The sequence below is a fragment of the Kitasatospora sp. NPDC004723 genome, from assembly GCF_040609255.1.
Classification (GTDB): Bacteria; Actinomycetota; Actinomycetes; order Streptomycetales; family Streptomycetaceae; genus Kitasatospora.
Window position 1 is genome coordinate 179890 of sequence record NZ_JBEXJT010000007.1, and the last position, 26612, is coordinate 206501.

Consider the following 26612-nt stretch of genomic DNA (forward strand, 5'->3'; position numbering starts at 1 on the left):
CACTGCTTGACCCTGGCCGGCGCCTGTCCGGCGGGTCGGGCGTGAGGTGATCCTCCTGTGTCCGGAGTGCTCAGGTGGGGGAGAACTGGGCGACGTACTCGGTGAACGGTGGGATGCCGACCTCCTTGCGGCGCTCGTCCATGCGCTCGGGGTCCTCGCAGGGCCACGGGATCGGCGAGCCGTCCTTCACACCGGCGATCTGTGTGCCGTAGACCTGCTTCCGGCCTTCGTTCACGAGCGTGCGATCACGCAGGAAGGCGAGATCGCGCGGGCTGGCGGTGCCGTTGGCCACCGCTTGCTCCATCAGCCGCAGCGCGCGCCGCTGGACGTCGAGTTACCGGTCGGCGTGTTGCGCGATCAGCCACGCGGCCCGAGCCGCGTCCTCGCCGAACAGGTCCGCGGTCGGCCAGCCGTGCGCGTCCATGATCTCGCTGAGGCGATCCGCGTGCTGTGCGGTCAAGCGGCGCCAAGCCAACTGCTCCGCCGGGTCGTCGCTGTTCGCCCGGCGCGTGCTCTGGTGATCGGCCGCGGCCATGGCGGTGAGTCCGGCGGTCACTGTCTCGACGTCGGGTGCCATCCGTGCTCCAAGTCGGATTGAAATCCTCGCTGGTCATCCGCAACCCTAAGGAGGCAATTCCCCACAAATATCCTCCCGGAGAACGGTGACGGACACCTCCGGATGTCGGGATACTTGATCTGTCCGGGAAGCCGGACGGCGGCGGTGGGAGCGGCCCGGTTCTTTCGACGGTGTGGCATGGCCGAGGCGCCGGCCGCGCCGGGGGGCGGGAACCGGCGGGCGGTGGTGCGGCGTCCTTGCAGGCAGTACGGCGTGCACGGGGCCGCCGTACGGTTCGGAGGGTGGGAGGACACGGATGAGCTTCGTCGCATGGATCGTGCTGGGCCTGGTGGCCGGGGCCCTGGCCAAGCTGCTGCTGCCGGGCCGGGACCCGGGCGGCCTGGTGGTGACCACCCTGATCGGCGTCGCCGGCTCGTTCGTCGGCGGCTGGATCTCCTCGAAGTTCCTGCACCGCGAGGTGACGGCGCACTTCTTCGACCTGGCGACCTGGGCGTCCGCGATCGGCGGCGCCCTCGTGCTGCTGATCATCTACCGGATCGTCTTCGGCAACTCCCGGAGCTGAGGCGGGCACCGCACCGGTCAGGCGGGCGACAGGTCGGCCGGCAGGGCCTCGCGGGAGGCCAGCCAGCCGGCGGGCACGGCCGCCGGCCCGGTGCGGGCGGCGACCACGCCGCCCGCGATGGCGGTGGTGGTGTCCATGTCGCCCCAGCCCTCCAGGGTGTGCCAGAGGGCGTCGGGCAGGGAGTCCGGGTGACCGGCGGCGGACCACAGGGCGAACGGCACGGTGTCCGGCGCGGAGATCAGCAGCCCGGAACCGAGGACCTGCGCCGCGTGGCGGACGGAGGTGCCGTCGGGGAGCCGGGCGGCGATCCGCAGGCCGGAGCGCACGTCGCTGTCCGGCAGTCGGCCGGCGACCTCGTTGAGCAGCTCGGCGCGCGCCGGCGCGTCCTGTCCCCGGCTGCGGGCGGCGAGCGCGGCCGCCAGTGCGACGGCCACCGCCCCGGCGACCGCCTCCGGGTGGAAGTGCGTGGTGCGGGCCTGGAGTTCGGCCTGGCGGGCAACGGCGTCGAGGTCGTCGGCGAACCAGGCGCCCAGCGGTGCCACCCGCATCGCCGCGCCGTTGCCGTACGAGCCCTGGCCGCCGAACTGGCCCGACGTGACCTCGCGCCAGTCGGCGCCGGCCTGGATCTCGCGCAGTACGCGGTGCATCGACGGCCCGTACTTGCGCCCGTACTCGCGGGTGTACTCGGCCGCGAACTCCCGGGCCAGCGCGTCCTGGTGGACCTCACCGTGGGCGCGCAGGTGGCGGACCAGGACGATCGCCATGGCGGTGTCGTCGGTCCAGTGCCAGGGTGCGGGCCGGGGCAGCCGGGCCGCGAGCGCGGCGGGGGCCTCGTCGACGGGGACGGCGAACCAGCGGTCGCCGAACGCGTCGCCGAGGGCGAGGCCGTGCAGGCTGTCGAGGGCGGGGCGGGGGACGGGGTTCGGGCTGGCGGTGCGCACGGAGCTTCTCCGGTAGAGGACTTCGGACGGGTTCGTCGCGCGTCAGTCTGCTGGCCGGGCGGGCGGCGGGCCAGCGGTTTTCGTCCGCCCGGGTCGGCCTGGCCTGTCCGGTCCGGTCCGGCCTGTCCGGGGCGGGGCCGGGTGGGTCGGGGCGGGCGGCCGTCAGGCGTCCGCTGCCAGGCCGCGCAGGACGAGCTTCCAGACGGCCTCGAACCGGTCCCCGACCGCCGGGTCGGACCAGCCGGAGGCGTGGGCGGGGTCGTGGAAGTGGGCGGTCGCCTCGAACACCGCGCGGGCGGTCGGGACGACGGGGGTGTGCCGGAACTCCCCCTTGTCGATGCCGTCCTGGAGGATCTGGCCGATCTGGTCGACCAGCGTCGCCAGGTGGGCGTCGACGATGCGGCTCGTTTCGCCGACCAGCGTCGTGTACGTCGCGAAGAGCTGGGGGTCGTCGAGGGCCTTCTCGCGCTTGGCGGCGAACAGCGTGGTCAGCCACCGGTGCAGGCGCTCGCCGGCCGGGCCGGGCTCGATGGCGACGAGGCGCAGGTCGTCGTGGGCCTGGGACAGCCAGCGCTGGGTGACGGCCTCGCGCAGCGCCGCCTTGCTCGGGAAGAAGCGGTAGACGCTGCCGTGGCTGACGCCGAGGGCACGGGCGACGTCGACGACGGTGGCCTTGGTGGGGCCGAACCGCCGGAGGACGTCCTCGGTCGCGCTCAGGATCTGTTCGGTGGTGAGTGCGCTGTCCGTGGCCACGGGGAGGTTCGTCCTAACGGGTGAGGCGTGACGCCCGCCGGGTGCGGCGGACGGGCGGCCGGCCGGGGTGGCCGACCGTCGGCGGGTGGTGCGGATGCGGACGGCCCTTCCCACGGTGGGCGGGCGCCGCGGGCCGGGCCGCGGCTCAGCGCTCGCTGTCGAGATGGGCCATCTGGGCGGCAGCGTACCGTTCCCTGGCCGCGGACCCGGCGGGGACCGCCGCCTCGATGGCCGCGAGGTCGGCTTCGGTGAGCGTCACCGGGAGCGCGCCGAGCGCCTCGGTGAGCCGGTCGCGGCGCCGGGCGCCGACCAGCGGGACGACGTCCGCGCCGCGCGAGGCGACCCAGGCGATGGCGATCTGCGCGACGGTGGCGTCCCGTTCGGTGGCGACCGCGCGCAGGGCCTCGACCAGACGGAGGTTGTGGGCGAGGTTGTCGCCCTGGAAGCGGGGGCTGTGGCCGCGGAAGTCGGTGCCGGACAGCTCGCGGTCGCCCTGCCAGTGGCCGCTGAGCAGGCCGCGGGAGAGAACGCCGTAGGCGGTGACGCCGATGCCCAGCTCGCGGGCGGTGGGCAGGATCTCGGCCTCGGCGGAGCGCGAGAGCAGCGAGTACTCGAGCTGGAGGTCGCTGATCGGGTGGACGGCGGCGGCGCGGCGCAGGGTGTCGGCGCCGACCTCGGACAGGCCGATGTGGCGGACGTAGCCGGCCTGGACCAGCTCGGCGATCGCGCCGACGGTCTCCTCGACCGGCACGGCAGGGTCCAGCCGGGCCGGGCGGTAGACGTCCACGTGGTCGGTGCGCAGGCGGCGCAGCGTGTAGGCGAGGGCGGTCTTCACAGCCGCCGGGCGGGCGTCGTAGCCGAGCCACTGGCCGTCCGGGCCGCGCTGGGCGCCGAACTTCACGCTGAGGAGGACGTGCTCGCGGTCGCGGCCGCGCAGGGCGTCGTGGATCAGCAGCTCGTTGTGGCCCATGCCGTAGAAGTCGCCGGTGTCGAGCAGGGTGATGCCCGCGTCGAGAGCGGCGTGGATGGTGGCGACGCCCTCGGCCTCGTCGGCGGGGCCGTAGAGGTCGGACATGCCCATGCAGCCGAGGCCGAGGGCCGAGACGCTCGGGCCGGTGGCGCCGAGCGTGCGCCGGGGGATGCGGGGGAGGGGCGATGTGGTGGACATGGGGCCAGGGTGCACCCGGTGCTGACAGATTTCAAAGTCTGTCATCTGTTATCTGTCATCTGAAATCTGTCAGCTGTCATTTGTCAGCTGGTGACGGGCCCCGCCGTCCGTCAGTCGGCCACCCGGCTGCGGTTCTCGTACGCGAGATCGAGGTACTCGGGGTGCCGCAGCATCCACGCCTTGATGAACGGGCACGTCGCCAGCACCGCCAGGCCCCGCGCCCGCGCATCGTCCAGCGCCGCCCGCGCCAGCGTCCCCCCGATGCCCTGGCCCTCGTACGCCGGCTCGACGACCGTGTGCGGGTACACCACCAGCCCGTCGCCGCGCAGGTACTCCGCGAACCCGGCCAGGGTGTCGCCCACCCGCGCCTCGAACCGGCCGGCCTCCTCGGCGTCACGGATCGTGACCGTCATCGCGGACTCCTCACTGCTCGCCACGGAGCCGCGGCCGGCGGCTCCGATCCATCATCGAGCGGCCGCCGCCGTCCCGCCTGCCGGGCCGTCGCCCGCCGGACCGCTGCGGCCCGCCGCCGAGTCCCGCCGACCGCCCGGCGCGCGCAGCAGGTGCGCCCGCGCCGGCGGAACGTTCCGCCACGCCGTCCGGCTCCCCAGCCCGTACTCCGCCTCGAACCGACGCAGCAGCCGCACCACCGCCCGGTGCTTCGCCCCGCGGCGCGGCCCGGACGTCAGCAGCCGCGCCGCCGACGTCCCCAGATAGGAGAAGTACGTCAACTCGCCGCCGGGCACCAGCAGCCGCAGATAGAGGTCGAGGATGCGCTGGACCTCCACCGGTTCGAAGTTGGTGAACGGCAGGCCCGAGACGATCACGTCGTACCGCTCGGCGGCCGGCCAGGCTCCGAGACCCCCGCCGCCGTCGTGGCCCGTGTCCGCCTCCGCCGCGCGGGCCTCCGGGAGGTCCTGCACCCGGCACTCCGACACCCGCAGCCCCAGCTCCTGACCGCGCCGCGCCAACTCCGGATCCGCCCGGAGCCGTTGGACGAACCGCGGATTGGACTCCACCGCGTGCAACCGGTCGCCCGCCCGCAGCACCCGCACCAGCCGACGCGTCACCGCCCCCGTCCCGGCCCCCACCTCCAGCACCGAGATCGGCCGGTCCGGACGGCTGGTCGCCGGGACCACCAGCGCGTTCACCAGATCCGCCCCGCTCGGCGCCACCGCGCCGGTCAGCCGGAAGGTGCGCAGGGCCTCGGAGAGGAAGAACCAGTCCTCGCGGCCACCCGGACGGGGCTCGGCGGGAACGGGCAGGGCGTGCGGCAGGGCGGCAGCGACGCCGACACCGACACCGGTACCGTCGTCGGCGTCGAAGGCGGCGGGACCGGAAGCGGGACCGGAAACAGGACCGGAGGCGGGGTCGGGACCGGGAGCGGGCCGGAGGTGATCGGTCGTCATATCACCGAAACTAGAGACGCCCCCACTTCCCCGAATCGGCCGACCGACCGCCCGCACCCCCGACGAAAGTCGAGGGTGCCGCTGGTCGATCGTCAGGGGCCATGATGCGCCCCACGCCGTAGCATCAGGGCCCTGGACCGCGAAGGGAGGGAGGAACGGATGGCAGCCGATCACCTGACGCGCACACCACGCCCGCGCCTTCCACGCCTTCCACGCCTTTCATCCCGTCCACCCCGGCCGTCCCGTCCACCTGGCCCGGCGCGCCGACCGCAGACCCCGCCCCCCGGCCGCACCGCGCTGCTCGGCTGGTACGCCCCCGGCCGGAGCCGGCTGACCGAGACGCTCCTGCTCGTCACCGTCCTGGTGCTCCTCGCCGAGGAGACCGCGTCCCAGTGGCTCGACCACGGCCTGCCGCTGCGCCCGTTGCGGATCGCCGGCGCCGCCCTCACCACGCTCTCCCTCCTCCTCGCCCGCCGCCACCCGATCGCCGCCGCGGTGCTGCCCGCCCTGTTCAGCGGGTTGCTCAACCGCGCCTTCCCCGGACTGTTCAGCGTCTTCCACCTGGCCTCGACGGGCCGCACCGGCCCGGCCCTCGCCTTCGGGGCCGCGATCGCGGTACTCAGCGGGGTCCGTGCCGACTCCGTCGTCGCTTGGGTCGGCATCACCGGCTCCCAACTCCTCATCGAGGCCGCCGCCGTCGCTCTCGGCCTGTGGCTGCACGGCCGCCGCGCGCTGATCGGTACCCTGAACGCCAAGGTCGAAGCGCTGCGCCGTGAGCGCGAACTCCGTGCCGAGCAGGCGCGCGCCGCCGAACGCGCCCGGATCGCCCGTGAGATGCACGACGTCCTCGCCCACCGGCTGAGCCTGCTCGTGCTGCACACCGGCGTGCTGCGCGACCAGGCCCGCGCCGGCACCGTGGCCGACGACCTCGACCGCCTCGCCCACCGCCTCGAACTGCTCCGGGCGACGGCCGCGCGGTCGCTCGACGACCTGCGGGACGTCCTCGGCGCCCTGCGCGCCGACCCGCCGGAGCAGCCCGACCCACCGGCCCCGCCGGAGCACGCCGCCCAGGACGCCCACTCCCCGCCGCCGTCCGACGGCACCACCGACCGTGCGGCGACGGCCCCGCCGGACGCCGGGCGAACCGCCGTCGGCGACGCTACGCCACCCGCCCGGCGCGGCCCGGACCCCAGGCCCGTGGCCGCCCCCGCCCTGCGCGACCTCGCCGAACTCGTCGGCGAGGCCACCGATGCGGGCCAGAACGTCGAACTCTCCCTCGCCGGTGACCCGGAGAGCATCCCGACCACCCACCGGCTGGCCGTGCACCGCGTCGTCCAGGAGGCGCTGACCAATGCCCGCAAGTACGCGCACACCGCGGCGGTCACCGTCCGCGTCCAGTACGGGGCGCCCGCGACGGCCGTCGAGGTGCGCAACGGCCCGGGCGACCCGGCGCCGTCCGGTGCCTGCACGGGCGGCGGCTACGGCCTGGTCGGGCTCGGTGAGCGGATCGGCGCGCTCGGCGGGCACTTCGACGCCGGTCCCGACGGCGGCGGGGGCTTCCGGCTCTCCGCCCGCCTGCCCGCCCCGCAGCGGCCACCGGTCCGCCCGCCCGCGCGACCGCCCGCACAGTCGCCGGCCGGGACGATACCCCACCCCGACCCGGCGGATCCGACCCCGCTCCTGAATCCGCTCCCGACTCCGGCCCCGACCCCGAACCCACCGAGTGAGGCGACGTGATCCGCACGATGGTCGTCGACGACGACGCGCTGGTCCGGCTCGGGCTCGTCGACCTGCTCGCCCAGGACCCCGAGCTCACCGTCGTCGCCGAGGCCGCCGACGGGCTGGAGGCCGTCGAACTCGCCGGACGGCAGCGGATCGACGTCGCCCTCATGGACATCCGGATGCCCCGGCTCGACGGCATCGCCGCGACCCGCCGGCTGCGCGAGCTGCCCGACGGCCCGCGCGTCATCGCGCTCACCACCTTCGACCTCGACGAGTACGTCTACCGGGCACTCGCCGCCGGTGCCGACGGCTTCCTGCTCAAGGACACCCCGCCCGCCGAGATCGCCCGCGCCGTCCATGTCGTCGCGGGCGGCCAGGGCATGCTCCACCCGGCCGCCGCCCGCCGGCTCATCGACCGCTACCACCGGACCGGCGAGCCGCGCGCGGTCGCCGCCCGGAGCCGGCTGGCCGCACTCACCCCGCGCGAGGGCGACGTGCTGCGCGAACTCGCCGTCGGCCGCTCCAACGCCGAGATCGCGCTCGTCCTCGGCATGCGCGAGAGCACTGTCAAGGCACATGTCAGCCGGATTCTCACCGGACTGGGTGTCGGCAACCGCGTCCAGGCCGCGTTGCTCGCCCGGGACGCGGGCGTGGTCGACGACTCCGCCTGACCGACCGTCGCCCGTCCTGGCCCCGCCGCCTCCGCCCGCGCCCCGCCCTTCCGCCCGCGCCCCGCCCTTCCGCCCGCGCTCCGCCCGTCCGACCGACGGCTGGTCCTGCCGGCGCCCGCGAGCGACACCGGTGGTCCGTTCCGTCACGGCTGTTGCGCATTCGCCCCGGCCCAAGGCGAATCGTCCCGTTCCGACCATGTCCGGTCAGCGCCACGTGGTACTCGCCACCGATCCGCCATCACCCATCTGGCTTGGAAAAGGCGCGGCTTGGCGTCCCGCGCTGCCGAACCCCCGCCCCGGGTCCATGGTGGAGGTGGGCGCGATCCGGCGACCGCGCCCGCGCGCCGGGCTGGATTCGTACGCCGTGCGCCGACCGTCTCCCGCGGCCGCGCGCCGGGGCGGATCCCGGTTCCGGCACGCTGGGAGCAGGGCCACCTCGCAGGGAACCGAACGGTTCTTCTAGGCTCACATCTCGGCCTCCCTGCGGTGATGCGCCGTTCTGCGCCCGCCGCAAGGGAAGCCGCCGTCCACGGAGGCCCCGGGACGATCGGGGCCACCGGATCGAGCGAGGAGGACGCACATGCCACACATGCCGCCCAGCCGTTCCAGCGCACTTGGACCGGAGGGCCCCTGCCGCTGTCCCGCCGTTGCGAGCGGGACCGTCCGCCCGCTGACCCGGTCCGGCCGACCCGCCTGGCCGCTGTATACCGGCGGCGGCCGCGGAGGAGAGCGTTGAGTCCTCAAGCAGTCCGCCCGTCCACCGCGTCGGCGGCACCCACGACCGCCGTCGCTCCCACCGCTGTTGCCGTCGCCGCCCAAGGCGCCACCGTCCAAGGCGGCACTGCCCAAAGCGCCGCCGTCCAAAGCACCGCTGCCCAAGGCGCCACCCCCGCCGCCTCCGCCGCCTCCGCCTCCGTCGTCATCGCCTCCGCCGTCACCACGGCCGAACCGACCAGGACCACCACCACCGCCGCCGCACCCGGCGCGGCCAAGCCCGGCACGACCGGAACCGGTACCGCCCGAACCGCCCTCGCCACGGCCACCCCCTCACCCGCTGCCGCACCACCCACCGCGGCGGCCCCCCACCTTCCGGCCGTCCCCGACAGCGAGGGCCAACCCGGCCCGACCGCCGCGCTTCCCGGTCTGCCCCAGGCCCTCACCACCCGCGCCCGCACCCTCGCCGGCGCCGTCCGCAGACGCTGCGCGGACCTGGCCAGGATCGAGTCCCCCAGCGGCGACGTACCCCGACTGGACGCCCTCGCCGAGGAGTTGGCCGCCGGCTTCCGCGCCACCGGGGCCACCGTCCAGCGCGAACCCGGCCCGGCCGGCGACCACCTGGTCCTCCAGTGGAACGGCCGGGACGAGACCCTGCCGCACCTGCTCGTGGTCGGCCACCACGACACCGTCTGGCCCGCCGGCACCCTCACCGACTGGCCGGTCACCGAACAGGACGGCACCCTCAGCGGGCCCGGCGTGGTCGACATGAAGGGCGGACTCGCCATCCTCGAAGGCGCGTTCGCGCTCCTCGCCGACCTCGGCCAGCGCCCGCACCGCACCGTCCGCCTGGTCGTGGTCTCCGACGAGGAGGTCGGCAGTCCGGACGGCCGGCGCCTCGTCGAACGCCAACTGCGCGGCGCCGCCGCCGTACTGGGCCTCGAACCCCCGCACCCGGACGGCCGTCTCAAGACCGCCCGCCGCGGCTCCACCCGGGTACGGCTCACCGTCACCGGGCGCGAGGCGCACGCGGGCAACGACGCCGCGCTGGGGGTGTCGGCGGTCGACGAGCTGGTCGACCAGCTGGTCGCCGTCCGCGGACTGGTCAGCCTGCCCGGCACCGAGCTCAACGCGGGCCGGATCAGCGGCGGCAGCCGCGCCAACGTGGTCGCCGGCCGGGCCGAGGCCGAACTCGGCCTGCGCTTCTCCACCACCGAGGCGCAACGCCGGACGCTCGACGACCTCGCCCGGCTGACCGCGCTGCGGCCCGGCGCCCGGGTGCGGACCGAGGTGCTGTCCAGCCGCCCGGCCTGGCCCGAGCGCTCCGCCAACCCGCTGCTGCGTCACGTCCGTTCGCTCGCGGCGGTACTCGGACAGCAGTTGGACGGCGGTCCGGCGGGCGGCGCGGGGGACACCAACCTGCCGGGTTCGCGGGGGCTTCCCACGCTCGACGGCTTCGGCGCCGTCGGCGGGGGCGCGCACGCCCGGCACGAGCACATCCGGATCGACCAGCTGGCGCCGCGGATCGCCCTGCTGGCGGCGCTCCTGGCCGTCCCGCTCCCGCGGCTGCGCGACCGCTCGGAGGGGTGAGCGCTCGAAAGGATGAGCGCCCGGTGCCGACGGCGGCCGGCGCACGGCCGTTGACGGTCGGCGGGTAGCCGCGGACGGCGGTGGTCGGTGGATCCCGGGATCCACCGACCACCGCCGGTGGTCCGCCGTCCATAGGCCGCCGTCCATCAGGGCGTCTGGACGTCAGGGCGTCTGGATGTCAGGGCTTCAGGGCGTCAGGACGTGCCCGGTTCCCCCTCGCCTTCCGCAAGCAGCGGGAACAGCCGGGTGACCGCCGCCACGGGATGCGTCCCGGCGCGCGGCCCGCGCTCCCTGTAGGGCGCGAGCAAGGCCCGGACGGCGGCGCCGAGATCGGCGAGTTCGTCGGCGCTGAGGTGCAGAACGTCGCTGGAGGTCTGGTCCCGCTGCCACGCGGCGGGCGCGGCGGACCGGTTGGCGAGCCAGTGCCGGTAGCTGCTGTCCTCCAGGTCGCTCGCCAGTTCGGGGGCCAGGTCGCGCTTGGCGCGGCCTCCCGGTTCCTCGGCCGAGCCGGGTGGCATGAGCGATCCCTCCCAGCGCAGCCGCCACGGTCGTGAGCGGCCGTCACTGGTCGGCGCCTCCTCGATCAGCCCGTACCGAGCCAGTTGCCGGAGGTGGAAGGAACACGTCCCCGAACTCTGGCGGATCATCTGAGCGGCCTGGTTCGAGGTGATGGTGCCCCACTCGGCGATCAGGTCGAGCAGCGCGGCGCGCACCGCGTGCTGCGGCAACGGCCGGGCGGGCGCCCCTGTCGGGGTCGTCGCCGGTTCGGCGGGGGTGTTGTTGTGGGTGGTCACTTTGCAAAGAATCCACTTTGCAAAGTGACTTGGCAAGCCCGAAGGGCGTCCGCGCCGTGCACCATGGCCTCTGAGCTGGATGAATACCCCTCCTCCGCTGGTTTCCCGCGGCCTCGTTGCGCCTCACCGCACCTCGCCTCACCACACTTTGCAAAGTCCGGACTTTGCAAAGTGTGGCAGAGTGAGGGCGCCGGTACCGGATGCGGCCGGCGTTGCCGACGCGGACGGCACGGACAGCGCACGCGGCACAAGTGGGCCGAGCGGAGGGGAGAGAACCGTGGCACGAGGCGGAACAGCACGGCGGGCGATGCCCGCCGTGGAGCAGGTGCGGGTCCAGGGCGAGGCGGTGAGCGCGTACCCGGAGGTTCCGCCGGAGGCGTTGCGGGGCGAGGCGCGACGGATCACCGTCGTCGGCGAGGACGTCCTGCGGCGGCGCTGCCAGGACGTGACGGAGGCCGAGTTCGGTTCACCCGAGACGGCCCGGCTGATCGACGACATGTTCGCCGCCATGTGGGTTGCCGAGGGTGTCGGGCTGGCGGCCAACCAGATCGGCGTCGACCTCCGGGCCTTCGTCTGGGACTGCTTCGACGAGGACGGCGTCCGCCACGTCGGCCACATCCTCAACCCGGTGCTCGACGAGCTGCCGACGGGCGCGCGCCGGCTCGTCGAGGCCGCCGAGGGCTGCCTCTCCGTCCCCGGCCCGCACCTGGAACTGGCCCGGCCCGATACGGCGGTCGTCCGCGGCCGGGACCTCGACGGACGACCGCTGGTCGTCGAGGGACACGGCTACTTCGCGCGCTGCCTCCAGCACGAGACCGACCACCTCAACGGCGGCCTCTACATCGACCGCCTCACCGCCCGGGGCCGACGCACCGCGCTGCGCCGCATGGAGGAGGAGAAGGCGGAGGTGTTCGCCCGGCGGGCGGCCCGCGCCGAGGAGCTGGCCGCCCTGCGCTGAACCCGTTCCGGCCCGGCCGGGCGGCATCGCCCGGCCAGGTGGCGTCGCCGGGCCGGACGACGTCGCCCGGTCAGGCGGCGTCGGCGAGGATCGCCTCCAGGCGGGCCAGGCACTCGGCGACGAACGCCGGATAGGTGTGCCAGTAGTACGGGATTCCGCTGGCCGCGACCGCGATCGCCCAGGCGCGGGCGCGCGTCCAGGTCGCTCCGTCGAGGTCGAGCGCGTCCCGGTAGGCACGGCGCGCCGCGGGCGGCAGGTCCCAGACGGTCGAGTGCTCGGCGTCCGGGAAGCCGACCGAGAGGCAGCCGAAGTCGATGACCGCGTGCAGCCGGCCGTCCCGGACCAGGAGGTTGGTGGGCTTGAGGTCGCCGTGCAGCCAGACGTGCGGCGCGGACGGCTCCGGCAGCGCGAGCGCGGCCCGCCAGAGCCGCTCCAGCGTGTCGACGTCGAGCTGACCGCTCCCCTCGGCACCCACGAGTGCGCGGCAGCCCGCGAGGGACCGGGCGGTCCACTCCTCGCACTCCCGCAGCGAACCGCCGCGGTACCAGCTGAGCTCGTCCGCGCGGGTCGCGCCCATCAGGTCGAGGCCGTGCAGCTCCCGCACGAACGCCGCCAGGTCGCTGCCCAGGCCGGCCCAGTCCCGGACGCTCGACGGTCCGGCCTCGTCGCCGTCGATCCAGCGGTAGACCGACCAGGCGAGCGGGAAGGCCTCGCCGGGCACCCCGGTGTGCACGGGCGCGGGGACGGTGCGGTCGAGCAGCGGGGCCAGGCGCGGCAGCCACCGCTGCTCCTTGTGCACCGACCGGGCGGCGTCCGGGGTGCGCGGCAGCCGGACGAGCAGCTCGTCGCCGAGCCGGTACATGGTGTTGTCCGTGCCCGCGCCCGCCGGGGTCAGGGGCAGGGCGGCCCACTCCGGCCGCTGGGCGTCGAGCAGGGACCGGACGAGGTCCTCGCCGGCCGGGATCTCGTCCGCGTGCAGTGTCATACCGGGGAGTCTTGTCCGCGGGCCGGGCGCGGGCCACCGGTTTTTGCCCTGGGCGGCCCGGGCGGGCGCTCCGGGGCCACCCGTCACCGGCGGCGCTCCCTTGTCAGCCGCCCCGTTGCCCCGCACAATGGAACCGACCGAACGGTTGGTCGGTAGCCCCCGGCGGTGGCCTGAGCGGCCGGGACGACAGCCAGCGAAAGGGGACCGTGGTGACAGCAGAGGTGGCCGAGCGGCCCGGGGCGTCGCCCGAGGAGGCGTTCGAGGCCGTCATCGCCGCGGAGCAGCGGATCGAGCCCCGCGACTGGATGCCCGACGCCTACCGGGCCACCCTCGTCCGCCAGATCGCCCAGCACGCGCACTCCGAGATCATCGGCATGCAGCCCGAGGGCAACTGGCTCACCCGCGCCCCCTCCCTGCGCCGCAAGGCGATCCTGCTCGCCAAGGCCCAGGACGAGGCGGGCCACGGCCTGTACCTGTACGCCGCCGCGGAGACCCTCGGCGTGGACCGGGCCGAACTCACCGAGAAGCTGATCTCCGGCCGCCAGAAGTACTCGTCGATCTTCAACTACCCGACCCTCACCTTCGCCGACGTCGGCGTGATCGGCTGGCTGGTCGACGGCGCCGCGATCTGCAACCAGGTCCCGCTCTGCCGCTGCAGCTACGGCCCGTACGCCCGCGCCATGGTCCGGATCTGCAAGGAGGAGTCGTTCCACCAGCGCCAGGGCTACGAGCTGCTGATGACGCTGATGCGCGGCACCGACGCCCAGCGCGCGATGGTCCAGGACGCGGTGGACCGCTGGTGGTGGCCGTCGCTGATGATGTTCGGCCCCTCGGACGCCGCCTCGCCGAACACCGCCCGCTCGATGGCCTGGCGGATCAAGCGGCACACCAACGACGAGCTGCGGCAGCGCTTCGTCGACATGACGGTTCCGCAGGCCGAGCACCTCGGCGTCACGCTCCCCGACCCGGAGCTGCGCCGGAACGAGGAGCGTGGCGGCTGGGACTTCGGCGAGCCGGACTGGTCGGAGCTGACCCGGGTCATCCACGGCGAGGGCCCGTGCAACGCCCAGCGGATGGAGCGCCGCCGGGCCGCGCACGAGGACGGCGCCTGGGTGCGCGAGGCGGCCACGGCGTACGCGGCCAAGCGCCGCGCCGAAGCCGGCGCGCGCACCGAAGCGCGCACCGAAGCGCGCACGGAACCGGACACGGCAGCGGGACAGCACGCGGAAGAGGAGAACGGAAAGTGACCGAGTCCAAGGCCGGCTGGCCGCTCTACGAGGTGTTCGTGCGCCCCCGGCGCGGCCTGAACCACGTGCACGTCGGCTCCCTGCACGCGTCCGACGACCGGATGGCCCTGCTCGCCGCCCGCGACCTCTACACCCGCCGCAACGAGGGCGTCAGCCTCTGGGTGGTGCGCTCCGACGCGATCACCGCCTCCACCCCGGACGAGCGCGACCCCTTCTTCGCGCCCAGCGGCGACAAGGTCTACCGCCACCCGACCTTCTACGACATCCCCGAGGATGTCCCGCACATCTGACCGGGAGCAGCCGAACCATGACCGACGACCATGTGACCGACGACCACGTGTACCTGAGCCTCGCCGAGGCGTCCCCCGAGCCCGAGGGCGAGGGCCGCTGGGCGTACGGGACGGGCTTCGCCGACCCGCTGCTCGGCGTGGACACCGCCGTGCCGCCCGGCCTGGACGGCGCCGAGCTCGCGGCCTACTGCCTGATGCTGGGCGACGACGCGCTCGTCCTCGCCCAGCGGCTGATCGAGTGGTGCACCCGCGCTCCGGAGCTGGAGGAGGAGGTCGCGCTCGCCAACCTCGGCCTCGACCTGCTCGGCCAGGCCCGCCTGCTGCTCACCCGGGCCGGGCAGGCGGACGGCTCCGGGCGCACCGAGGACGACCTGGCGTACTGGCGCGAGGAGCACGAGTTCCGCAACGTCCGCCTGGTCGAGGCGCCGAACGGGGACTTCGCGTACTCGATCGCCCGTCTGCTGCTCTTCGCCACCGCCCGCGGCGCCCTCTACGAGGCGCTGGCCGGGCACGCCGACCCGGTGCTGGCGGCGGTCGCGGCGCGCGGGGCGAAGGAGCTGGCGTACCACCGCGAGTACGCCACGGCGTGGACGCTGCGGCTCGGCGACGGCACGCCGTACTCGGCCGCGCGGATGCAGGCCGGGCTGGACGCCGTGTGGCCGCTGCTGGAGGAGCTGTTCACCGCGCACCCGGTGGAGGCGCGGGTCGGGGTGGATCCGGCGACGCTGCGCGAGCCGGTGCTGCGCTCGCTGGCGACGGTGTGCGGGCAGGCCGCGCTGACGGTGCCGGACGTGCCGGGGCTCGCGACCGTCGGCGGCCGGGCCGGGCGCGACGGGGTGCACACCGAGGCGCTGGGCCCGCTGCTGGCCGAGCTGCAGGTGCTGGCCCGCGCGCACCCGGGCGCGACGTGGTGACGGCCGTGGCCGGGGCACACGCGTCGAGCGGGGCCGCAGGGGCCGCGGGGGCCGCGGGGGCCGAGGTGGCCGCGGGGTCGGCCTGGGCGGTCGCGGCGGCGGTGCCGGACCCGGAGCTGCCCATGCTGACCCTGGCCGACCTGGGCGTGCTCGCCGAGGTCGCGGAGGACGGCGACACGGTGACCGCGTGGCTCACCCCGACCTACTCGGGCTGCCCCGCCGTCGCCGAGATGGCCGCCGACGTCGACCGGCGGCTGCGCGCGGCCGGGTTCGCGGACGTCCGGGTCCGGCTGCGGCTGGATCCGCCCTGGTCGACCGATCGGATCACCCCCGAGGGCCGGCGCAGGCTGGCCGAGGCCGGCATCGCCCCGCCCCGGCCCGGCGGCGCGGCCGCCGGCGGGCGCACCGGTGGCGGGAGCACACCGCTGAGCCTCGGCCCGACCCGGCTCGCGGGTGCCGCGGGTGCCGCCTCCGGGGACGTCCCCGCGCCCGTCACCTGCCCGCTCTGCGGCGGCACCGACACCGAGGAGCTGTCCCGCTTCGGCTCCACCGCCTGCAAGGCGCTGTGGCGCTGCCGGGACTGCCGCGAGCCCTTCGAACGCGTCAAGGAGATCTGAATGGCCGCCGTCCCGTCCGCCGTCCCCTCCGCGGACCTGCCCGCCGCCCAGCCCGCGGAGCCGACGACCCGGCGCGCGGAGCCGACGACCCGGCCCGACGAGCCGACGGCCCCGCCGTCCGCCGTGCGCGCCGCCCGCCGGCCGACCTTCCACGCACTGCGGATCGCCGGCCTGGAGCGGCTCTGCGAGGACGCCGTCGCGGTCACCTTCACCGTGCCGCCGGGGCTCGCGGACGCGTACGCCTTCCGCCCGGGCCAGACGCTGACGCTGCGCCGGGTGGTGGACGGCGTCGACGAGCGCCGCTCGTACTCGATCTGCGCCCCCGCCGGCGGCCCGCTGCGGATCGGTGTGCGCGAGGTGCCGGGCGGGCTGTTCTCCCGCTGGCTGGTGCGCGAGGCCCGGCCGGGGGAGGAGGTGGAGGTGCTGACGCCGTCCGGCCTGTTCACCCCCGACCTCGCCGAGCCCGCCGACCACGTGCTGCTGGCGGCCGGCTCCGGCATCACGCCGATGGTCTCGATCGCGGCCTCCGTCCTGGCCGCCGACCGCACCTCCACGGTGACCCTGCTCTACGGCAACCGGCGCAGCGACACCGTGATGTTCGCCGACGAGCTGGCCGACCTGAAGGACCGCTACCTGGACCGCTTCCAGCTGGTCCACGTGCTCTCCCGGGAGACCCGGGACGCCGAACTGCTCAGCGGCCGGCTGGACCCGGAGCGGGTCGGGGCGCTGCTGACGGCGCTGGTGGACACGGCGGCGGTCGGCCACTGGTGGCTCTGCGGGCCGTTCGGCATGGTCGCCGGGGCGAAGGAACTGCTGGCCGGGCTGGGCGTCCCGGCGGAGCGGGTGCACCAGGAGCTGTTCCACGCCGAGGACGAGCCCGTCGCCGAGCGCGCCGAGGACACCCCGGACGGCGGCGCGGCCGGGTACAGCGAGGTCACCGTCGTCCTGGACGGCCGGGGCAGCACCCTGTCGCTGCCGTGCGACCGGTCGATCCTGGACGGCGCGCAGCGCTCCCGCCCGGACCTGCCGTTCGCCTGCAAGGGCGGGGTCTGCGGCACCTGCCGGGCCCTGGTGACGGAGGGCGAGGTGGAGATGCGGCGCAACTTCGCCCTGGAGGAGAAGGAGCTGGCGGCCGGTTACGTCCTCACCTGCCAGGCCCGGCCGGTGACGGACAGGGTGACGGTCGACTACGACCGCTGACCGGGCGGCCGGCCCGGCGGCCACCGGCCCGCCGGCCACCGGGCCGGCCGACCCGTCAAGGCGTTGCCGCCGTCAGCTCCGCGCGGTGGGCGGCGAAGAACGCGCCGAGCGTGACCGGGGCGCGTCCGAGCAGCCGCCGCGTGGTGCCGTCGTCGGCGACGTCGAACCAGCCCTGGCGCCGGAACGGGTCGTTCTCACCCCAGCCGGCGGCCAGGGCCGGGGGCACGCCGAGCGCGGTGAGCGCGCCGGGGACGTCCGCGTCGGCCACCGGGCGGTGCCGCACCGGCCGTCCGGTGGCCTCGCCGAGCGCGGCGGCGACCTCGGCGTCGGTCAGGCCCGGACCGGTCACGTTCAGCACGGCCCCGGTGGCGCCCGGCGCGGCGGCGGTGTCGACGGCGCCGGTGAGGACGGCACCGGTGAGGACGCGGGCGGCGGCCCGGGCGGTGTCCTCGCGGGTGATGTAGCCGACCCGGCCGTGTGCGGCGCTGCTGGGCAGCTCCCCGTGGGCGACCGCGAGCCGGGCCAGGCCGGAGAGCAGCAGCATCTGCGGCCAGACGTTGAACCGCAGGACGGTGTGCGCCAGGCCGGATGCGGCGAGCAGCCGTTCGGTCCGCCGGTGGTCGGCGGCCTCGGGGACGGGGTTGGCCGGGTCGCCGGCGCGCACCACCGAGGTGTAGACGAGGTGCTCCACCCCGGCGGCGACGGCCGCCTCGACGGCCGCCTCGTGCAGCTGGAACCGTCGGGGCGAGCGCTCGGTGCTGACGAGGAGCAGCCGTCGGACCCCGGCGAGTGCCGGCGCCAGGGTGGCGGGCCGGGCGAAGTCGGCCTGCCGGACGCACAGGCCGGGCCGGGCCGGGTCCGCGCCGGCCCGGGCCGGATCGCGGGTCAGGGCGACCGTGCCGGCCCGGCCGGCGGTCAGGTCGAGTACGGCGGCGAGCGCCAGCCGGCCGAAGCGCCCGGCCGTTCCGGTTACTGCGAGCATGTGAACTCCTCGACTGTGCGGGTGTCTTGGAGCGATCATGGGCGGGGTCGGCGGGTCGTCGAAAGAAGGAACATTCATGTCCACTGGCACGGACGGCTCTCCGGTCGGCGCCGTGCGACCGGTCACCACGCAGGACCGCGCACGATGCCCGGCGACGGCGGTCCTGCACCGGATCGGGGACCGCTGGAGCGTCGTGCTGATCTGCCTGCTCGCCGAACACCCGCGCGGATACAACGAGTTGGATCGCGCCGTCGCCGACCTGAGCCGACGGATGCTGACCCGTGCGCTGCGCACCCTGGAGGCCGAGGGGTACGTCAGCCGCACCGCTCGCGCCGAGTCCCCGTATCGCGTCGAGTACGCGCTGACCGGCCTCGGCGAGTCGCTGCACGCGGCGGTGCGGGAGCTGGGCTCCTGGGCCGCTGCGCACGACGGCCCCGCGCGGGCACGGTGAGGGCCGGCGGGCGCCGCCGTCCCGCCGGCCGTCGCTCCGTCAGCCGCCGACCGGCACCGGCACCGGCACCGGCATCGGCACCGGTACCGTTGCGACGGCCACGTCCGGGGCCGGGGCGCCGAGCAGCCCGACGATGTCGTTGACCGCCGCCCGCCCGGCCCGATTGGCGCCGACGGTACTGGCGGACGGCCCGAAGCCGACCAGGTGGACGCGCGGGTCGGCGGTGGCGCGGGTGCCGGTGACGGCGATCCCGCCGCCGGGGGAGCGCAGGCCGAGCGGGCCGAGGTGGCCGACCTCGGGGCGGAACCCGGTGGCCCAGACGATCGCGTCGACGGCGAGCTCCTCGTCGCCCCAGGCGACCCCGTGCTCGGTGAGGCGGTCGAACATCGGGCGGCGGTGCAGCGCGCCCAGCTCCTCGGCCCGGCGGTAGGCCACCGACGGGCCGAGCCCGGTCACGCTCACCACGCTGCGCACCGGCAGCCCCTGGCGGACCCGCTCCTCGACCTTGGCGACCACCGCGCGCCCGTACTCGGGGGTGAACGGCCCCTCGTGGTAGACGGGCGGGGTGCGGGTGACCCAGACGGTCTCGCCGACCGCCGCGACCTCCGACAGCACCTGGATCGCCGAGGCCCCGCCACCGACCACCACGACCCGCTTGCCGGCGAACTCCTCCGGGCCCCGGTAGGCGGCGTAGTGCAGCTGCCGGCCGCCGAAGCGGCCCGGGTAGTGGGGGAGGAAGGGACGGGTCCAGGTGCCGGTGGCGTTGATCACTGCCCGGGTGGACCAGGTGCCGGAGTCGGTCTCGACCAGCAGCCGGGCGTCCGGCCGGGCGGAGGCGGAGCGCACCGCCAGCACCTTGACCGGGCGTACGACGGGGAGCGCGTGCTTCGCCTCGTACGCCGCGAAGTACCCCGGGACGACCTCGCGCGCGGGGGCGTCCGGGTCGGGTGCGGGGAGCTCGAAGTCGGGCAGGTCGTGGAAGCCGTGCACGGTGGCCATCCGCAGGGACGGCGAGCGGTGGGCCCAGGCGCCGCCCGGGGCGCGGTCGGCGTCGAGCACGACGAACCCGCCGTCGGTGTCCGCCCGGTGCGGCGCGAAGCCGCGACGGCGCAGGTGGTAGGCGGCGGACAGGCCCGCCTGGCCCGCGCCGATCACCAGCACGTCGACCCTGCGGCCCTCGTCCGGGGCGGCACCTGAGGTGGTTGCACCGTAAACAGTCACGCCGGTGAAACATCCAGTGGGCGGGGAGTGTTCCCGGGAACACTCCCCGCCCACCCTGGTCGGGGCGACGTGGTCCGGCCGCCGGGGTCAGACGGTGGCCGGGGAGATCACCACCGCCGTGCCGTAGGCGCAGACCTCCGTGCCGACGTCCGCCGCCTCGGTGACGTCGAAGCGGAACATCAGCACCGCGTTGCCCCCGCGCGCCTTGGTCTGCTCGACCAGCCGCTCCATCGCCTCGTTGCGGCTCTCCACCAGCGTCTTCGTCAGACCGCGCAGCTCACCGCCGACCAGCGACTTCAGGGAGGCGCCGATCTGACTGCCGATGTGCCGGCTGCGCACGGTCAGGCCGAAGACCTCGCCGATCACGTGGTCGACCCGGTAGCCCGGGATGTCGTTGGTGGTCACTACCAGCACCTGGGCGTCCGGGCGCTGCCCGCCGCCGTACTCGTCGATGTTTGCCATGGGCCCCATCCTGCCGGGAATTCGGACGTCGTCGAACAGTGGCACGCGGGGCGTGCGCGGGGACGCGCGGGGCGGTAACGGCGAGAACGCGTAGGGTAGCCGGAACAGACCGGTGATCGGAGGGCCGAAAGGCCGTACCGTAGCCCCATGGGCGAGCGAAGCGATCATCCACAGGGGCCGGGCGCGGCGGAGGACTCCGACGCGCAGGAGATCGAGGCGACGGTGGTCCTGGGCCTGCGGATCACGAACTGGCCGGCGCTGCGTGCCGCGGCCATCGCGGCCGTGGAGGAACTGGACTTCGAGGGCATCGATCCGGCCGGGCAGCGCCGCGAGCTGCTGCGCGAGGTGGCCGAGGACGCCAACGCGGCGCTGGGCGCGCTGCTCCACCCGGACCGGCTGGTGGCGGCGATCCCGGGGGTCGAGGCGATCGGCGGCACGCTGGAGATCAGCGTCACCGAGGACTTCGCGCCCGACTTCGCCGAGCTGTTCCCGCTGGAGGGCGAGGAGGAGGACGGCGGCGGCGCGGCCGGCGACTGGACGCTCACCCCGCGCACCGCCTGCCTGCTGCACGCCCAGCTGCTCGGGCTGGCCGACGCCGCCTACGACGACCTCGACGAGCACGAGGACGAGCCGGTCGCCGACGGTGAGGAGGCCGACTGGACGGTGTTCGGGCGGCTGCCGCAGCGCACCTGGCGGCTGCACCGCAGCTGGCGTCGCGCGATGGCCCGCACCTTCGACGACCTCGCCGACGACCTCGCGCTCGGCGAGTGGCCGCTGCCGCGCTGCCTGGCGGAGGAGATCGCGCTGCGGATGGCGCTGGTCGACGCCCGGGCGCTGCTCGGCGCGCAGCCCGAGTCGGTCGCCGACATGATGGGCGACCTGCCGGCGGATCTCTACGACTACGACTGGGACGGCTGCCACGACGAGCTGTTCGGCGTCTACGGGCCGGACGACGGCGATCCGGAGCTGACCGCGGAGCAGCGCGCCGAGCTGCTGCTGACGGCGACCCACCCGGAGGGCTGGTTCCTGACCTACGAGGACGCGGAGGAGCGGGACCCGCAGCGCGGCTACCGCCGCTGAGCGCAGGCGCGGGGGCTGGCATGCTGGTCGGGTGACTTCTCCGTTCGACACCCCCGATCCCGACCCGACGCCCGAGGACCGCGACGCCCGGCCGCAGTACGTGCTGCCGCTGGTCGTCCGGCTGGAGCGCGCGACGCCGCCCGGGCGGACCGACGCGCTGGAGACCTCGGCGCGCGCGGTGCTGACGCTGCTCGCCGACCCGCGGGCCGCCGAGGCCGGGGGCGAGTGGGCGGAGCGGGTCGCGGCCTGGGAGGACGCGCGGATCCGCAAGGTGGTCCGGCGGGCGCGCGGCGGCGAGTGGCGCCGGGCCGGGGAGCTGCCCGGGATCACGGTGACCGGCCGGGAGGCGGAGGTGCGGGTCTTCCCGCCGGTCCCGCTGGACGGCTGGCCGAAGGAACTCGCCAAGCTCCAGGTGTCGGGCACCGACCTGGAGGAGACCGGCCCCGTCGACGCCCCGGCGCCGGGCGTGCCGGTGCTCTGGCTGAACCCGGAGCTGGAGATGAGCGCGGGCAAGACGATGGCGCAGACCGGCCACGCCGCGCAGCTCGCCTGGTGGCGGCTGGACGCGGCGCGGCGCAAGGAGTGGGCCGAGAGCGGCTTTCCCCTCGCCGTGCGCACGGCGACGCCGCAGGCATGGGCCGAGCTGGTCACCGGCGGCCTGCCCGTGGTCCACGACGCGGGCTTCACCGAGATCGCCCCCGGGCCGACGGTCGCGGTGGAGGGCGGCGAGCGCTACTGCCCCCTCCCGCGCCTGTGACGCTGTGACGCACCACGCTGCCGACCTCGCGGCGCGGCGGTGAGGCACGCGTTCCCGGCGGGTCGGTCGCGTGCCTCCCGGCGGACGCTCGCTCGGAGGGGCGGGTGGCGATCGGGCGGGTGCGGGCCGGAGGGAAGGGCTTCTGCTCCCGGTGGGGGTGGGCGTCCTGGGAGCGGTGACCCCCGGGCTCCGGGCGGCTGAACCGCCGACGGGCGGGCGAAGGTCAGTCGGCGGACAGTGCGTCGAAGGAGCGTTCGATGGCCTTTGACGTGGCGCCGAGGTCGTCGGCGGTGACGGCGGCGGAGACGAACCAGCAGGCCATGCCGTAGGCGTTGGCGTGCACGCCCTGCTTGAGCAGTTCGTGGCGGAAGGCCGCGTAGCGGGCGGTGTCGGCGTCCAGGAGGTCCCGGTACTGCGTGGTGGGGGTGCCGCCGGGGGTGAACACGACCTGGAACATGGCGCCGACGCCCTGGACGGCGCAGGGCACGCCGCGGTCGTGGGCGGCTCGTCGGATGGTCTCCATGATCCGGCGGCCGGTCGCGTCGATGTGCGCGGTGACCTCCGGGCGGCGCAGCTCCCGCAGGGTGGCCAGGGCCGCGGTCGCGCACAGCGGGGACGCGTTGTAGGTGCCGCCGTGCTTGGTGTGGCCGGTGGCGAGGCGTTCCATCACCTCGCGCCGGCCGGCGAAGGCGGCGATGGGCAGGCCGCCGCCCAGGGCCTTGGCGTAGACCGCGAGGTCGGGGACGACCCCGAACAGGGCCTGCGCGCCTCCGGGCGCGGTGCGGAAGCCGGTGCAGACCTCGTCGAAGATCAGCACGATTCCGCGGCGGGTGCACTCGTCCCGCAACAGCTCCAGGTATCCGGGCGCGGGCATGGTGCAGGCGTTGTTGGCGACGATCGGTTCGCAGATGACGGCGGCCAGTTCGCCCCGGTGGGCGTCGAGTGCGGTGCGCAGGGCGGCGGGGTCGTTCCACGGGCAGACCACGACGTCGTCCACGACCCCGTCCGGGATGCCCGGGGAGTGCGGTACGGCGCGCGGGCGGTCGTAGGGGCCCGCTTCGTCCGCGGTGGGCCGGTTGGAGACGGCCAGCACGTCCGTCCAGCCGTGGTAGTGGCCCTCGAACTTGAGGATCTTCGCCCGGCCGGTGTGGCCGCGGGCGGCGCGCACGGCCCCCTGGACGGCCTCGCTGCCGGAGTTGGCGAACCGCACGAGGTCCGCGCAGGGGACCATCTCCTGGATGAGCTCGGCGAGTTCGACCTCCGCGGTGTTGCAGGTGCCGAACATCGTGCCGCTGTGCAGCACCGGTTCCAGGGCCTCGGTGAGGACGGCGGGCGCGTGTCCGAGGACGGCGCTGCCGTACGCGGCCAGGTAGTCGACGTACTCGTTGCCGTCCACGTCCCGGATGCGCGCTCCGCGGCCTTCGGTCATGTACAGCGGGTACGGGTGGGGGCCGGTGGATGTCAGCCGGGCGGAGGAACTGATGCCGCCGGCGAGGGACTTCCGTGCCCGCTCGTACCACCGGCGGCTGCCGTCGGTGCCGTCGGGCGCCTGGATGTCGCCAATCATGTGCCGCTCCTGATTCGGGGGTCGGGTGGGCGGGCACGCTCGGATGACCGGCGTGCCCGGGTGGGGCCGTGGGACGGGAAGGGGAGATGCCAGGTGGTCGTGCGCACGGCGGTCGTCACGGGAGCGGGACGCGGCATCGGACGGGCCTGCGCGCTGGGCCTGCTGGACGACGGGTGGACGGTGGTCCTCGTCGGGCGCCGTCCGGGGCCGTTGGAGGAGACCGCCGCCCTCGCCCCGGCCGACCGGCGCGAACGGGCCGTGCCGATGTCCGCCGACATCACGGACCCCGAGGCGGTGGACGTCCTCTTCGAGGCCGTGGCGCGCCGGTACGGCCGGCTCGACGTGCTGTTCAACAACGCCGCCGACGTCATGCCGTACGTCCCGGTCGAGGAGGTGAGCGTGGCGGACTGGCACCGCGTCATGGGTTCCATCGCCACGGGCACCTTCCTGTGTTCGCAGGCCGCTTTCCGGCTGATGAAGGATCAGGATCCGCGGGGCGGAAGGATCATCAACAACGGCGCTCCCTCCGCGCAGGTCCCGCGGCCGGATTCGATCGCGTTCACCGCGGCCAAGCACGCCGTCGCCGGGATGACGCGCGCGCTGTCCCTGGACGGCCGGCGCTACGACATCTCCTGCGGCCAGATCGACATCGGCAACGTCACCCCCGAGGACCGGCCGCAGCCGGCCGTGCGGCAGGCGGACGGCTCGCTGCGGGTCGAGCCCACCATGGACGTGCGGCACGTGGTGGACATGGTCCGGGCCATGGCCGCCCTCCCGCGCGGGGTGAACATCCAGTCAGTCCTGGTCATGCCCAGCTCCATGCCGTACGTCGGCCGGGGCTAGCCCGGCGACGTACGCGGGAGTCCACCGGCCGGGGGCCAGCCGTCCGGCCGTGGCCCAGGCGAGCATCCGGTGCAGGCCGTCCAGGTGGATCAGTCCCTCGCGCACCGCCAGGTGCTCGTAGTCGGGGCCGGGCATCGGCACCGTGCTCAGGAACAGGGGCAGCGGTGGGGCGGCGGCCTGCCGGGCGAGTTTGGCCGCGCACAGCGGATTGGTCGCGGCGTAGGCGGCGTGCAGACGGGTCAGCCGGCGGGCGGCGTCGGCCACGGTGAGGCCGGTGCGGGGGATCAGTTCCACCTCCCCGTCCTCGCCCAGGTGCCACGGGAGCACCACGCGCATCACCTCCGGACTGTCCAGCAGCACCCGGTGCCAGCGGCCCCGCAGGGCGGCCTGCGCGTTGCGGATGTGGCCTTCGGCCTCGTCGTTGGAGTTGGCGCCGTCCTGCGGGTCGTAGGGGTGCTGCCGCGCGAAGTGGTCCATGACCGCCGTGAACGGCACGGCCTCCAGAACCCTCATGCCCCTGTCCTGACGGCCGGGACGTACTCGGTGAAGTGTCGCGCGGCGAACAGTTCCGGCCATCGGTCACGGGTCAGGCCCCTGCGGTGGGCGGCGGCCAGGATCTGCCGCCAGTACGGCTTGACCGGCGGCCAGAGCGTGCCCGTGCGGCAGTAGGAGGCGTCGATCATGTAGCGCTGCCCGGCCTCCGGTGCGGCGGGGGCGCGGCGGGTGTGGAAGAGGGCGGAGTGCAGCAGCACGGTCGATCCCGGTGGCAGGTCGTCGATCAGCACTTCTCCCGGGATCGCGCCGGTGCCCAGGTGGCCGCGGGCCTGCTTGCCGAGGCGTTCCCGGTGGGAGCCGGGCAGGACCACCAGGGAGCCGGTGCCGGGGCGCAGGCCGCGGATGTAGTGCAGGGCGTGGACCATCGGGTGCCGGCGCCCGCCTCCGGTCGGCTGCTCGTAGTCGTGGTGCCAGCTCTTCCCGCCGCCGGCGCACGGCCGGCGGTCGCTGTGCAGGTGGTGGAAGACGAAGGAGTCGCCGAGCAGTTCGGCCCGGGAGAGCAGGTCCAGCAGCGGCGGATGCACCGCCAGCTCGCCGTGCGCCTCCAGGTCCAGCTCGACGACCCGGGGCGCCGCGGTGTCCGCGGGGCGCAGGCTGGCGTCGATCGACCGCTGTCGCCACCCGGCGTCCACCCAGAAGTCCACCTCTCCTGCGAGGCGGTCGACGAGGACGGGCGGAAGCCAGCCTGGCAGTACCAGGAAGCCCCGCTCGGGAAAGTACTGAAGCTGCAGGTCAACTGCTTCGACACTCACCATGCGCTGACACACCCCTGTGTTCATCCACATGTAGCCCGGGAGATGCTTCGGTGCCTGAGAGTGTGTATCCGGTAACCGACCGCGCCAAGCCCACCGGGCTGGTATCTGGCCGAAAACGGGCCGGTCCGCCCGGGCTGCCCCGGCGCTCCGGCCGGCCTCGGGAGCAGGCGCTCACGGCCGGTCCGGCGGCATCGCCTCGCCGTGGCGGGAGCTCCGTTGCCCGTCAGCTGGGATCTGTCGGCCGGGGCCCGCGGTGCGGGAGGCGCTCGGTGTGGCAGGCGAACTCGGTGAGCCTGCGGGTCCAGCCGGTGCCGGTCCGGTTGGTGCGGGTGCGCAGTGCCGGACCGCTTTCCACCAGGCGCAGACGGGTGTGGTTGCCCGGTTCCGTCGTCAGCGTGAAGGTCACCAGGGTGGTGGGGTCGGCCGGGTCCCCGCTCGTGGCGGCGTGCCGGTGGCGGCGGAGGGCGAGGACGGCGGGCGGGTCCAGTCGCTCGATCGGCGTCGGCTGCGCCCCGGGGTCGCCGGTGCCGAACCAGGTGCTCAGGAACTCGGCCCGGGTGAGCACCTCCCAGACCCGTTCGCGCGGTGCCGCGATGGTGATCTCGCGCTCGATGCCGTCGGCGACCATGCCGTGAACCTCCTCGACCCGTTGCCCGAGGGTCGCACGTTCCGGCCGCCATGTGCAACCTGTGGGTTGCGCGTTTGTTCTGGCCGGCCCGTCCCGCGCCCCTCAGAAAGTGTTGGGTAATCGGGTGATCACTCGTTCTTGAGGTCGTCGGCGAGGCGGCGGGCTGCTTCGGTCTCGATGGGGCCGCGTGGTTCGATCT

28 protein-coding genes and 1 pseudogene are annotated in these 26612 nt (G+C 74.9%); 14 read left to right on the forward strand and 15 right to left on the reverse strand.

Annotated elements, in window-relative coordinates:
- Positions 1–70: 70 nt before the first annotated feature.
- A pseudogene (locus ABZW10_RS11710) lies at positions 71–577 on the reverse strand (DUF6624 domain-containing protein).
- Positions 578–872: 295 nt separating this feature from the next.
- Between ABZW10_RS11710 and ABZW10_RS11715 the strand changes: the two are divergent.
- Positions 873–1139 carry a GlsB/YeaQ/YmgE family stress response membrane protein gene (locus ABZW10_RS11715; protein WP_355362929.1) on the forward strand — a complete coding sequence of 89 codons (267 nt, stop codon included), beginning with the start codon at positions 873–875 and terminating at the stop codon, positions 1137–1139.
- 17 nt (positions 1140–1156) lie between these two features.
- Here ABZW10_RS11715 and ABZW10_RS11720 read toward each other — a convergent pair whose 3' ends face one another.
- The 5 genes from ABZW10_RS11720 to ABZW10_RS11740 form a co-directional block, all read right to left on the reverse strand.
- Positions 1157–2080: an ADP-ribosylglycohydrolase family protein gene (locus ABZW10_RS11720; protein WP_355362931.1), complete on the reverse strand. Its 924-nt coding sequence runs from the start codon at positions 2078–2080 to the stop codon at positions 1157–1159.
- A 162-nt stretch (positions 2081–2242) separates the two neighbouring features.
- Positions 2243–2833: a TetR family transcriptional regulator gene (locus ABZW10_RS11725; RefSeq protein ID WP_355362933.1), complete on the reverse strand. Its 591-nt coding sequence runs from the start codon at positions 2831–2833 to the stop codon at positions 2243–2245.
- Positions 2834–2978: 145 nt separating this feature from the next.
- A complete protein-coding gene (locus ABZW10_RS11730; protein ID WP_355362935.1) occupies positions 2979–4001 on the reverse strand; it encodes an aldo/keto reductase in 1023 nt (340 codons plus the stop codon).
- Positions 4002–4111: 110 nt separating this feature from the next.
- Complete coding sequence (locus ABZW10_RS11735; protein WP_355362937.1) at positions 4112–4414, reverse strand: GNAT family N-acetyltransferase; 303 nt, start codon at positions 4412–4414, stop codon at positions 4112–4114.
- Between the two features lie 51 nt (positions 4415–4465).
- Entirely contained in the window at positions 4466–5410 is a 945-nt protein-coding gene (locus ABZW10_RS11740; RefSeq protein WP_355362939.1) for a class I SAM-dependent methyltransferase, read from the reverse strand.
- A 159-nt stretch (positions 5411–5569) separates the two neighbouring features.
- Here ABZW10_RS11740 and ABZW10_RS11745 point away from each other — a divergent pair, with 159 nt between their 5' ends.
- The 3 genes from ABZW10_RS11745 to ABZW10_RS11755 all read left to right on the forward strand — a co-directional run bounded on the left by ABZW10_RS11745 (position 5570) and on the right by ABZW10_RS11755 (position 10107).
- Positions 5570–7147, forward strand: a complete 1578-nt coding sequence (locus ABZW10_RS11745; protein WP_355362941.1) for a histidine kinase — start codon at positions 5570–5572, stop codon at positions 7145–7147.
- Positions 7144–7803 (forward strand): response regulator transcription factor, encoded by a 660-nt coding sequence (locus ABZW10_RS11750; protein WP_355362943.1) that lies wholly within the window; start codon positions 7144–7146, stop codon positions 7801–7803. Before ABZW10_RS11745 ends, ABZW10_RS11750 begins: the two co-directional genes overlap by 4 nt.
- 732 nt (positions 7804–8535) lie before the next feature.
- Positions 8536–10107 carry a M20 family metallopeptidase gene (locus ABZW10_RS11755; protein ID WP_355362945.1) on the forward strand — a complete coding sequence of 524 codons (1572 nt, stop codon included), beginning with the start codon at positions 8536–8538 and terminating at the stop codon, positions 10105–10107.
- Between the two features lie 194 nt (positions 10108–10301).
- Here ABZW10_RS11755 and ABZW10_RS11760 read toward each other — a convergent pair whose 3' ends face one another.
- On the reverse strand, positions 10302–10901 hold the full coding sequence (locus ABZW10_RS11760; RefSeq protein ID WP_355362947.1) for a winged helix-turn-helix domain-containing protein: 600 nt from the start codon (positions 10899–10901) through the stop codon (positions 10302–10304).
- Between the two features lie 307 nt (positions 10902–11208).
- Between ABZW10_RS11760 and def the strand changes: the two genes are divergently transcribed.
- Positions 11209–11859: a peptide deformylase gene (def, locus tag ABZW10_RS11765; protein ID WP_355363005.1), complete on the forward strand. Its 651-nt coding sequence runs from the start codon at positions 11209–11211 to the stop codon at positions 11857–11859.
- 70 nt (positions 11860–11929) lie between these two features.
- Here the strand turns inward: def and ABZW10_RS11770 are convergent, their stop codons facing one another.
- A complete protein-coding gene (locus tag ABZW10_RS11770) occupies positions 11930–12844 on the reverse strand; it encodes an aminoglycoside phosphotransferase family protein (protein ID WP_355362949.1) in 915 nt (304 codons plus the stop codon).
- 206 nt (positions 12845–13050) lie between these two features.
- Between ABZW10_RS11770 and paaA the strand changes: the two genes are divergently transcribed.
- The 5 genes from paaA to paaE all read left to right on the forward strand — a co-directional run bounded on the left by paaA (position 13051) and on the right by paaE (position 17112).
- Positions 13051–14091: a 1,2-phenylacetyl-CoA epoxidase subunit PaaA gene (gene paaA, locus ABZW10_RS11775; protein ID WP_355362951.1), complete on the forward strand. Its 1041-nt coding sequence runs from the start codon at positions 13051–13053 to the stop codon at positions 14089–14091.
- On the forward strand, positions 14088–14381 hold the full coding sequence (gene paaB, locus ABZW10_RS11780) for a 1,2-phenylacetyl-CoA epoxidase subunit PaaB (protein ID WP_344330439.1): 294 nt from the start codon (positions 14088–14090) through the stop codon (positions 14379–14381). The genes paaA and paaB overlap by 4 nt, the downstream gene beginning before the upstream one ends.
- 32 nt (positions 14382–14413) lie before the next feature.
- Positions 14414–15295, forward strand: a complete 882-nt coding sequence (gene paaC, locus ABZW10_RS11785; RefSeq protein ID WP_355363007.1) for a 1,2-phenylacetyl-CoA epoxidase subunit PaaC — start codon at positions 14414–14416, stop codon at positions 15293–15295.
- Positions 15296–15360: 65 nt separating this feature from the next.
- On the forward strand, positions 15361–15912 hold the full coding sequence (gene paaD, locus ABZW10_RS11790; RefSeq protein ID WP_355362953.1) for a 1,2-phenylacetyl-CoA epoxidase subunit PaaD: 552 nt from the start codon (positions 15361–15363) through the stop codon (positions 15910–15912).
- The gene (paaE, locus tag ABZW10_RS11795) at positions 15913–17112 is read left to right on the forward strand and encodes a 1,2-phenylacetyl-CoA epoxidase subunit PaaE (RefSeq protein ID WP_355362955.1); all 1200 of its coding nucleotides are present in this window, start codon (positions 15913–15915) and stop codon (positions 17110–17112) included.
- Between the two features lie 55 nt (positions 17113–17167).
- Here the strand turns inward: paaE and ABZW10_RS11800 are convergent, their stop codons facing one another.
- Positions 17168–18094: an NAD(P)H-binding protein gene (locus ABZW10_RS11800; protein ID WP_355362957.1), complete on the reverse strand. Its 927-nt coding sequence runs from the start codon at positions 18092–18094 to the stop codon at positions 17168–17170.
- A gap of 76 nt (positions 18095–18170) precedes the next feature.
- Between ABZW10_RS11800 and ABZW10_RS11805 the strand changes: the two genes are divergently transcribed.
- Positions 18171–18545, forward strand: a complete 375-nt coding sequence (locus tag ABZW10_RS11805) for a helix-turn-helix domain-containing protein (protein ID WP_355362959.1) — start codon at positions 18171–18173, stop codon at positions 18543–18545.
- Between the two features lie 39 nt (positions 18546–18584).
- On the opposite strand, the gene ABZW10_RS11810 is transcribed toward ABZW10_RS11805, so the two are convergent.
- Together ABZW10_RS11810 and ABZW10_RS11815 are read right to left on the reverse strand one after the other, a co-directional pair.
- A complete protein-coding gene (locus tag ABZW10_RS11810; protein WP_355362961.1) occupies positions 18585–19766 on the reverse strand; it encodes an NAD(P)/FAD-dependent oxidoreductase in 1182 nt (393 codons plus the stop codon).
- 87 nt (positions 19767–19853) lie between these two features.
- Positions 19854–20228 carry a YbjQ family protein gene (locus ABZW10_RS11815; RefSeq protein ID WP_355362963.1) on the reverse strand — a complete coding sequence of 125 codons (375 nt, stop codon included), beginning with the start codon at positions 20226–20228 and terminating at the stop codon, positions 19854–19856.
- A gap of 147 nt (positions 20229–20375) precedes the next feature.
- Between ABZW10_RS11815 and ABZW10_RS11820 the strand changes: the two genes are divergently transcribed.
- Positions 20376–21308, forward strand: coding sequence for a hypothetical protein (locus ABZW10_RS11820; RefSeq protein WP_355362965.1), 933 nt, complete (start codon positions 20376–20378; stop codon positions 21306–21308).
- A 31-nt stretch (positions 21309–21339) separates the two neighbouring features.
- Positions 21340–22065: a peptidyl-tRNA hydrolase gene (locus tag ABZW10_RS11825; RefSeq protein ID WP_355362967.1), complete on the forward strand. Its 726-nt coding sequence runs from the start codon at positions 21340–21342 to the stop codon at positions 22063–22065.
- A 223-nt stretch (positions 22066–22288) separates the two neighbouring features.
- Here ABZW10_RS11825 and ABZW10_RS11830 read toward each other — a convergent pair whose 3' ends face one another.
- Positions 22289–23632 carry an aspartate aminotransferase family protein gene (locus ABZW10_RS11830; RefSeq protein WP_355362969.1) on the reverse strand — a complete coding sequence of 448 codons (1344 nt, stop codon included), beginning with the start codon at positions 23630–23632 and terminating at the stop codon, positions 22289–22291.
- Positions 23633–23725: 93 nt separating this feature from the next.
- Here ABZW10_RS11830 and ABZW10_RS11835 point away from each other — a divergent pair, with 93 nt between their 5' ends.
- On the forward strand, positions 23726–24475 hold the full coding sequence (locus tag ABZW10_RS11835; protein ID WP_355362971.1) for an SDR family oxidoreductase: 750 nt from the start codon (positions 23726–23728) through the stop codon (positions 24473–24475).
- On the opposite strand, the gene ABZW10_RS11840 is transcribed toward ABZW10_RS11835, so the two are convergent.
- From ABZW10_RS11840 to ABZW10_RS11850, 3 genes are all read right to left on the reverse strand, one after another.
- Complete coding sequence (locus tag ABZW10_RS11840) at positions 24428–24988, reverse strand: DUF6309 family protein (RefSeq protein WP_355362973.1); 561 nt, start codon at positions 24986–24988, stop codon at positions 24428–24430. The two genes, ABZW10_RS11835 and ABZW10_RS11840, sit on opposite strands and share 48 nt — an antisense overlap.
- A complete protein-coding gene (locus ABZW10_RS11845; RefSeq protein WP_355362975.1) occupies positions 24985–25785 on the reverse strand; it encodes a phytanoyl-CoA dioxygenase family protein in 801 nt (266 codons plus the stop codon). The genes ABZW10_RS11840 and ABZW10_RS11845 overlap by 4 nt, the downstream gene beginning before the upstream one ends.
- A gap of 223 nt (positions 25786–26008) precedes the next feature.
- Positions 26009–26413 carry a hypothetical protein gene (locus ABZW10_RS11850; protein WP_355362977.1) on the reverse strand — a complete coding sequence of 135 codons (405 nt, stop codon included), beginning with the start codon at positions 26411–26413 and terminating at the stop codon, positions 26009–26011.
- Positions 26414–26612: the final 199 nt, after the last annotated feature.

What these genes read in the sequence shown, in the direction of transcription:
- ABZW10_RS11740 (WP_355362939.1), bottom strand. Translation starts at nt 5,410, where the DNA reads ATGACGACCGATCACCTCCGGCCCGCTCCCGGTCCCGACCCCGCCTCC.
- ABZW10_RS11840 (WP_355362973.1), bottom strand. Translation starts at nt 24,988, where the DNA reads ATGAGGGTTCTGGAGGCCGTGCCGTTCACGGCGGTCATGGACCACTTC.
- ABZW10_RS11845 (WP_355362975.1), bottom strand. Translation starts at nt 25,785, where the DNA reads ATGGTGAGTGTCGAAGCAGTTGACCTGCAGCTTCAGTACTTTCCCGAG.
- ABZW10_RS11850 (WP_355362977.1), bottom strand. Translation starts at nt 26,413, where the DNA reads ATGGTCGCCGACGGCATCGAGCGCGAGATCACCATCGCGGCACCGCGC.
- paaE (WP_355362955.1), top strand. Translation starts at nt 15,913, where the DNA reads ATGGCCGCCGTCCCGTCCGCCGTCCCCTCCGCGGACCTGCCCGCCGCC.
- def (WP_355363005.1), top strand. Translation starts at nt 11,209, where the DNA reads ATGCCCGCCGTGGAGCAGGTGCGGGTCCAGGGCGAGGCGGTGAGCGCG.
- ABZW10_RS11715 (WP_355362929.1), top strand. Translation starts at nt 873, where the DNA reads ATGAGCTTCGTCGCATGGATCGTGCTGGGCCTGGTGGCCGGGGCCCTG.
- ABZW10_RS11745 (WP_355362941.1), top strand. Translation starts at nt 5,570, where the DNA reads ATGGCAGCCGATCACCTGACGCGCACACCACGCCCGCGCCTTCCACGC.
- ABZW10_RS11800 (WP_355362957.1), bottom strand. Translation starts at nt 18,094, where the DNA reads ATGCTCGCAGTAACCGGAACGGCCGGGCGCTTCGGCCGGCTGGCGCTC.
- ABZW10_RS11820 (WP_355362965.1), top strand. Translation starts at nt 20,376, where the DNA reads ATGGGCGAGCGAAGCGATCATCCACAGGGGCCGGGCGCGGCGGAGGAC.
- ABZW10_RS11770 (WP_355362949.1), bottom strand. Translation starts at nt 12,844, where the DNA reads ATGACACTGCACGCGGACGAGATCCCGGCCGGCGAGGACCTCGTCCGG.
- ABZW10_RS11730 (WP_355362935.1), bottom strand. Translation starts at nt 4,001, where the DNA reads ATGTCCACCACATCGCCCCTCCCCCGCATCCCCCGGCGCACGCTCGGC.
- ABZW10_RS11830 (WP_355362969.1), bottom strand. Translation starts at nt 23,632, where the DNA reads ATGATTGGCGACATCCAGGCGCCCGACGGCACCGACGGCAGCCGCCGG.
- ABZW10_RS11815 (WP_355362963.1), bottom strand. Translation starts at nt 20,228, where the DNA reads ATGGCAAACATCGACGAGTACGGCGGCGGGCAGCGCCCGGACGCCCAG.
- ABZW10_RS11805 (WP_355362959.1), top strand. Translation starts at nt 18,171, where the DNA reads ATGTCCACTGGCACGGACGGCTCTCCGGTCGGCGCCGTGCGACCGGTC.
- ABZW10_RS11735 (WP_355362937.1), bottom strand. Translation starts at nt 4,414, where the DNA reads ATGACGGTCACGATCCGTGACGCCGAGGAGGCCGGCCGGTTCGAGGCG.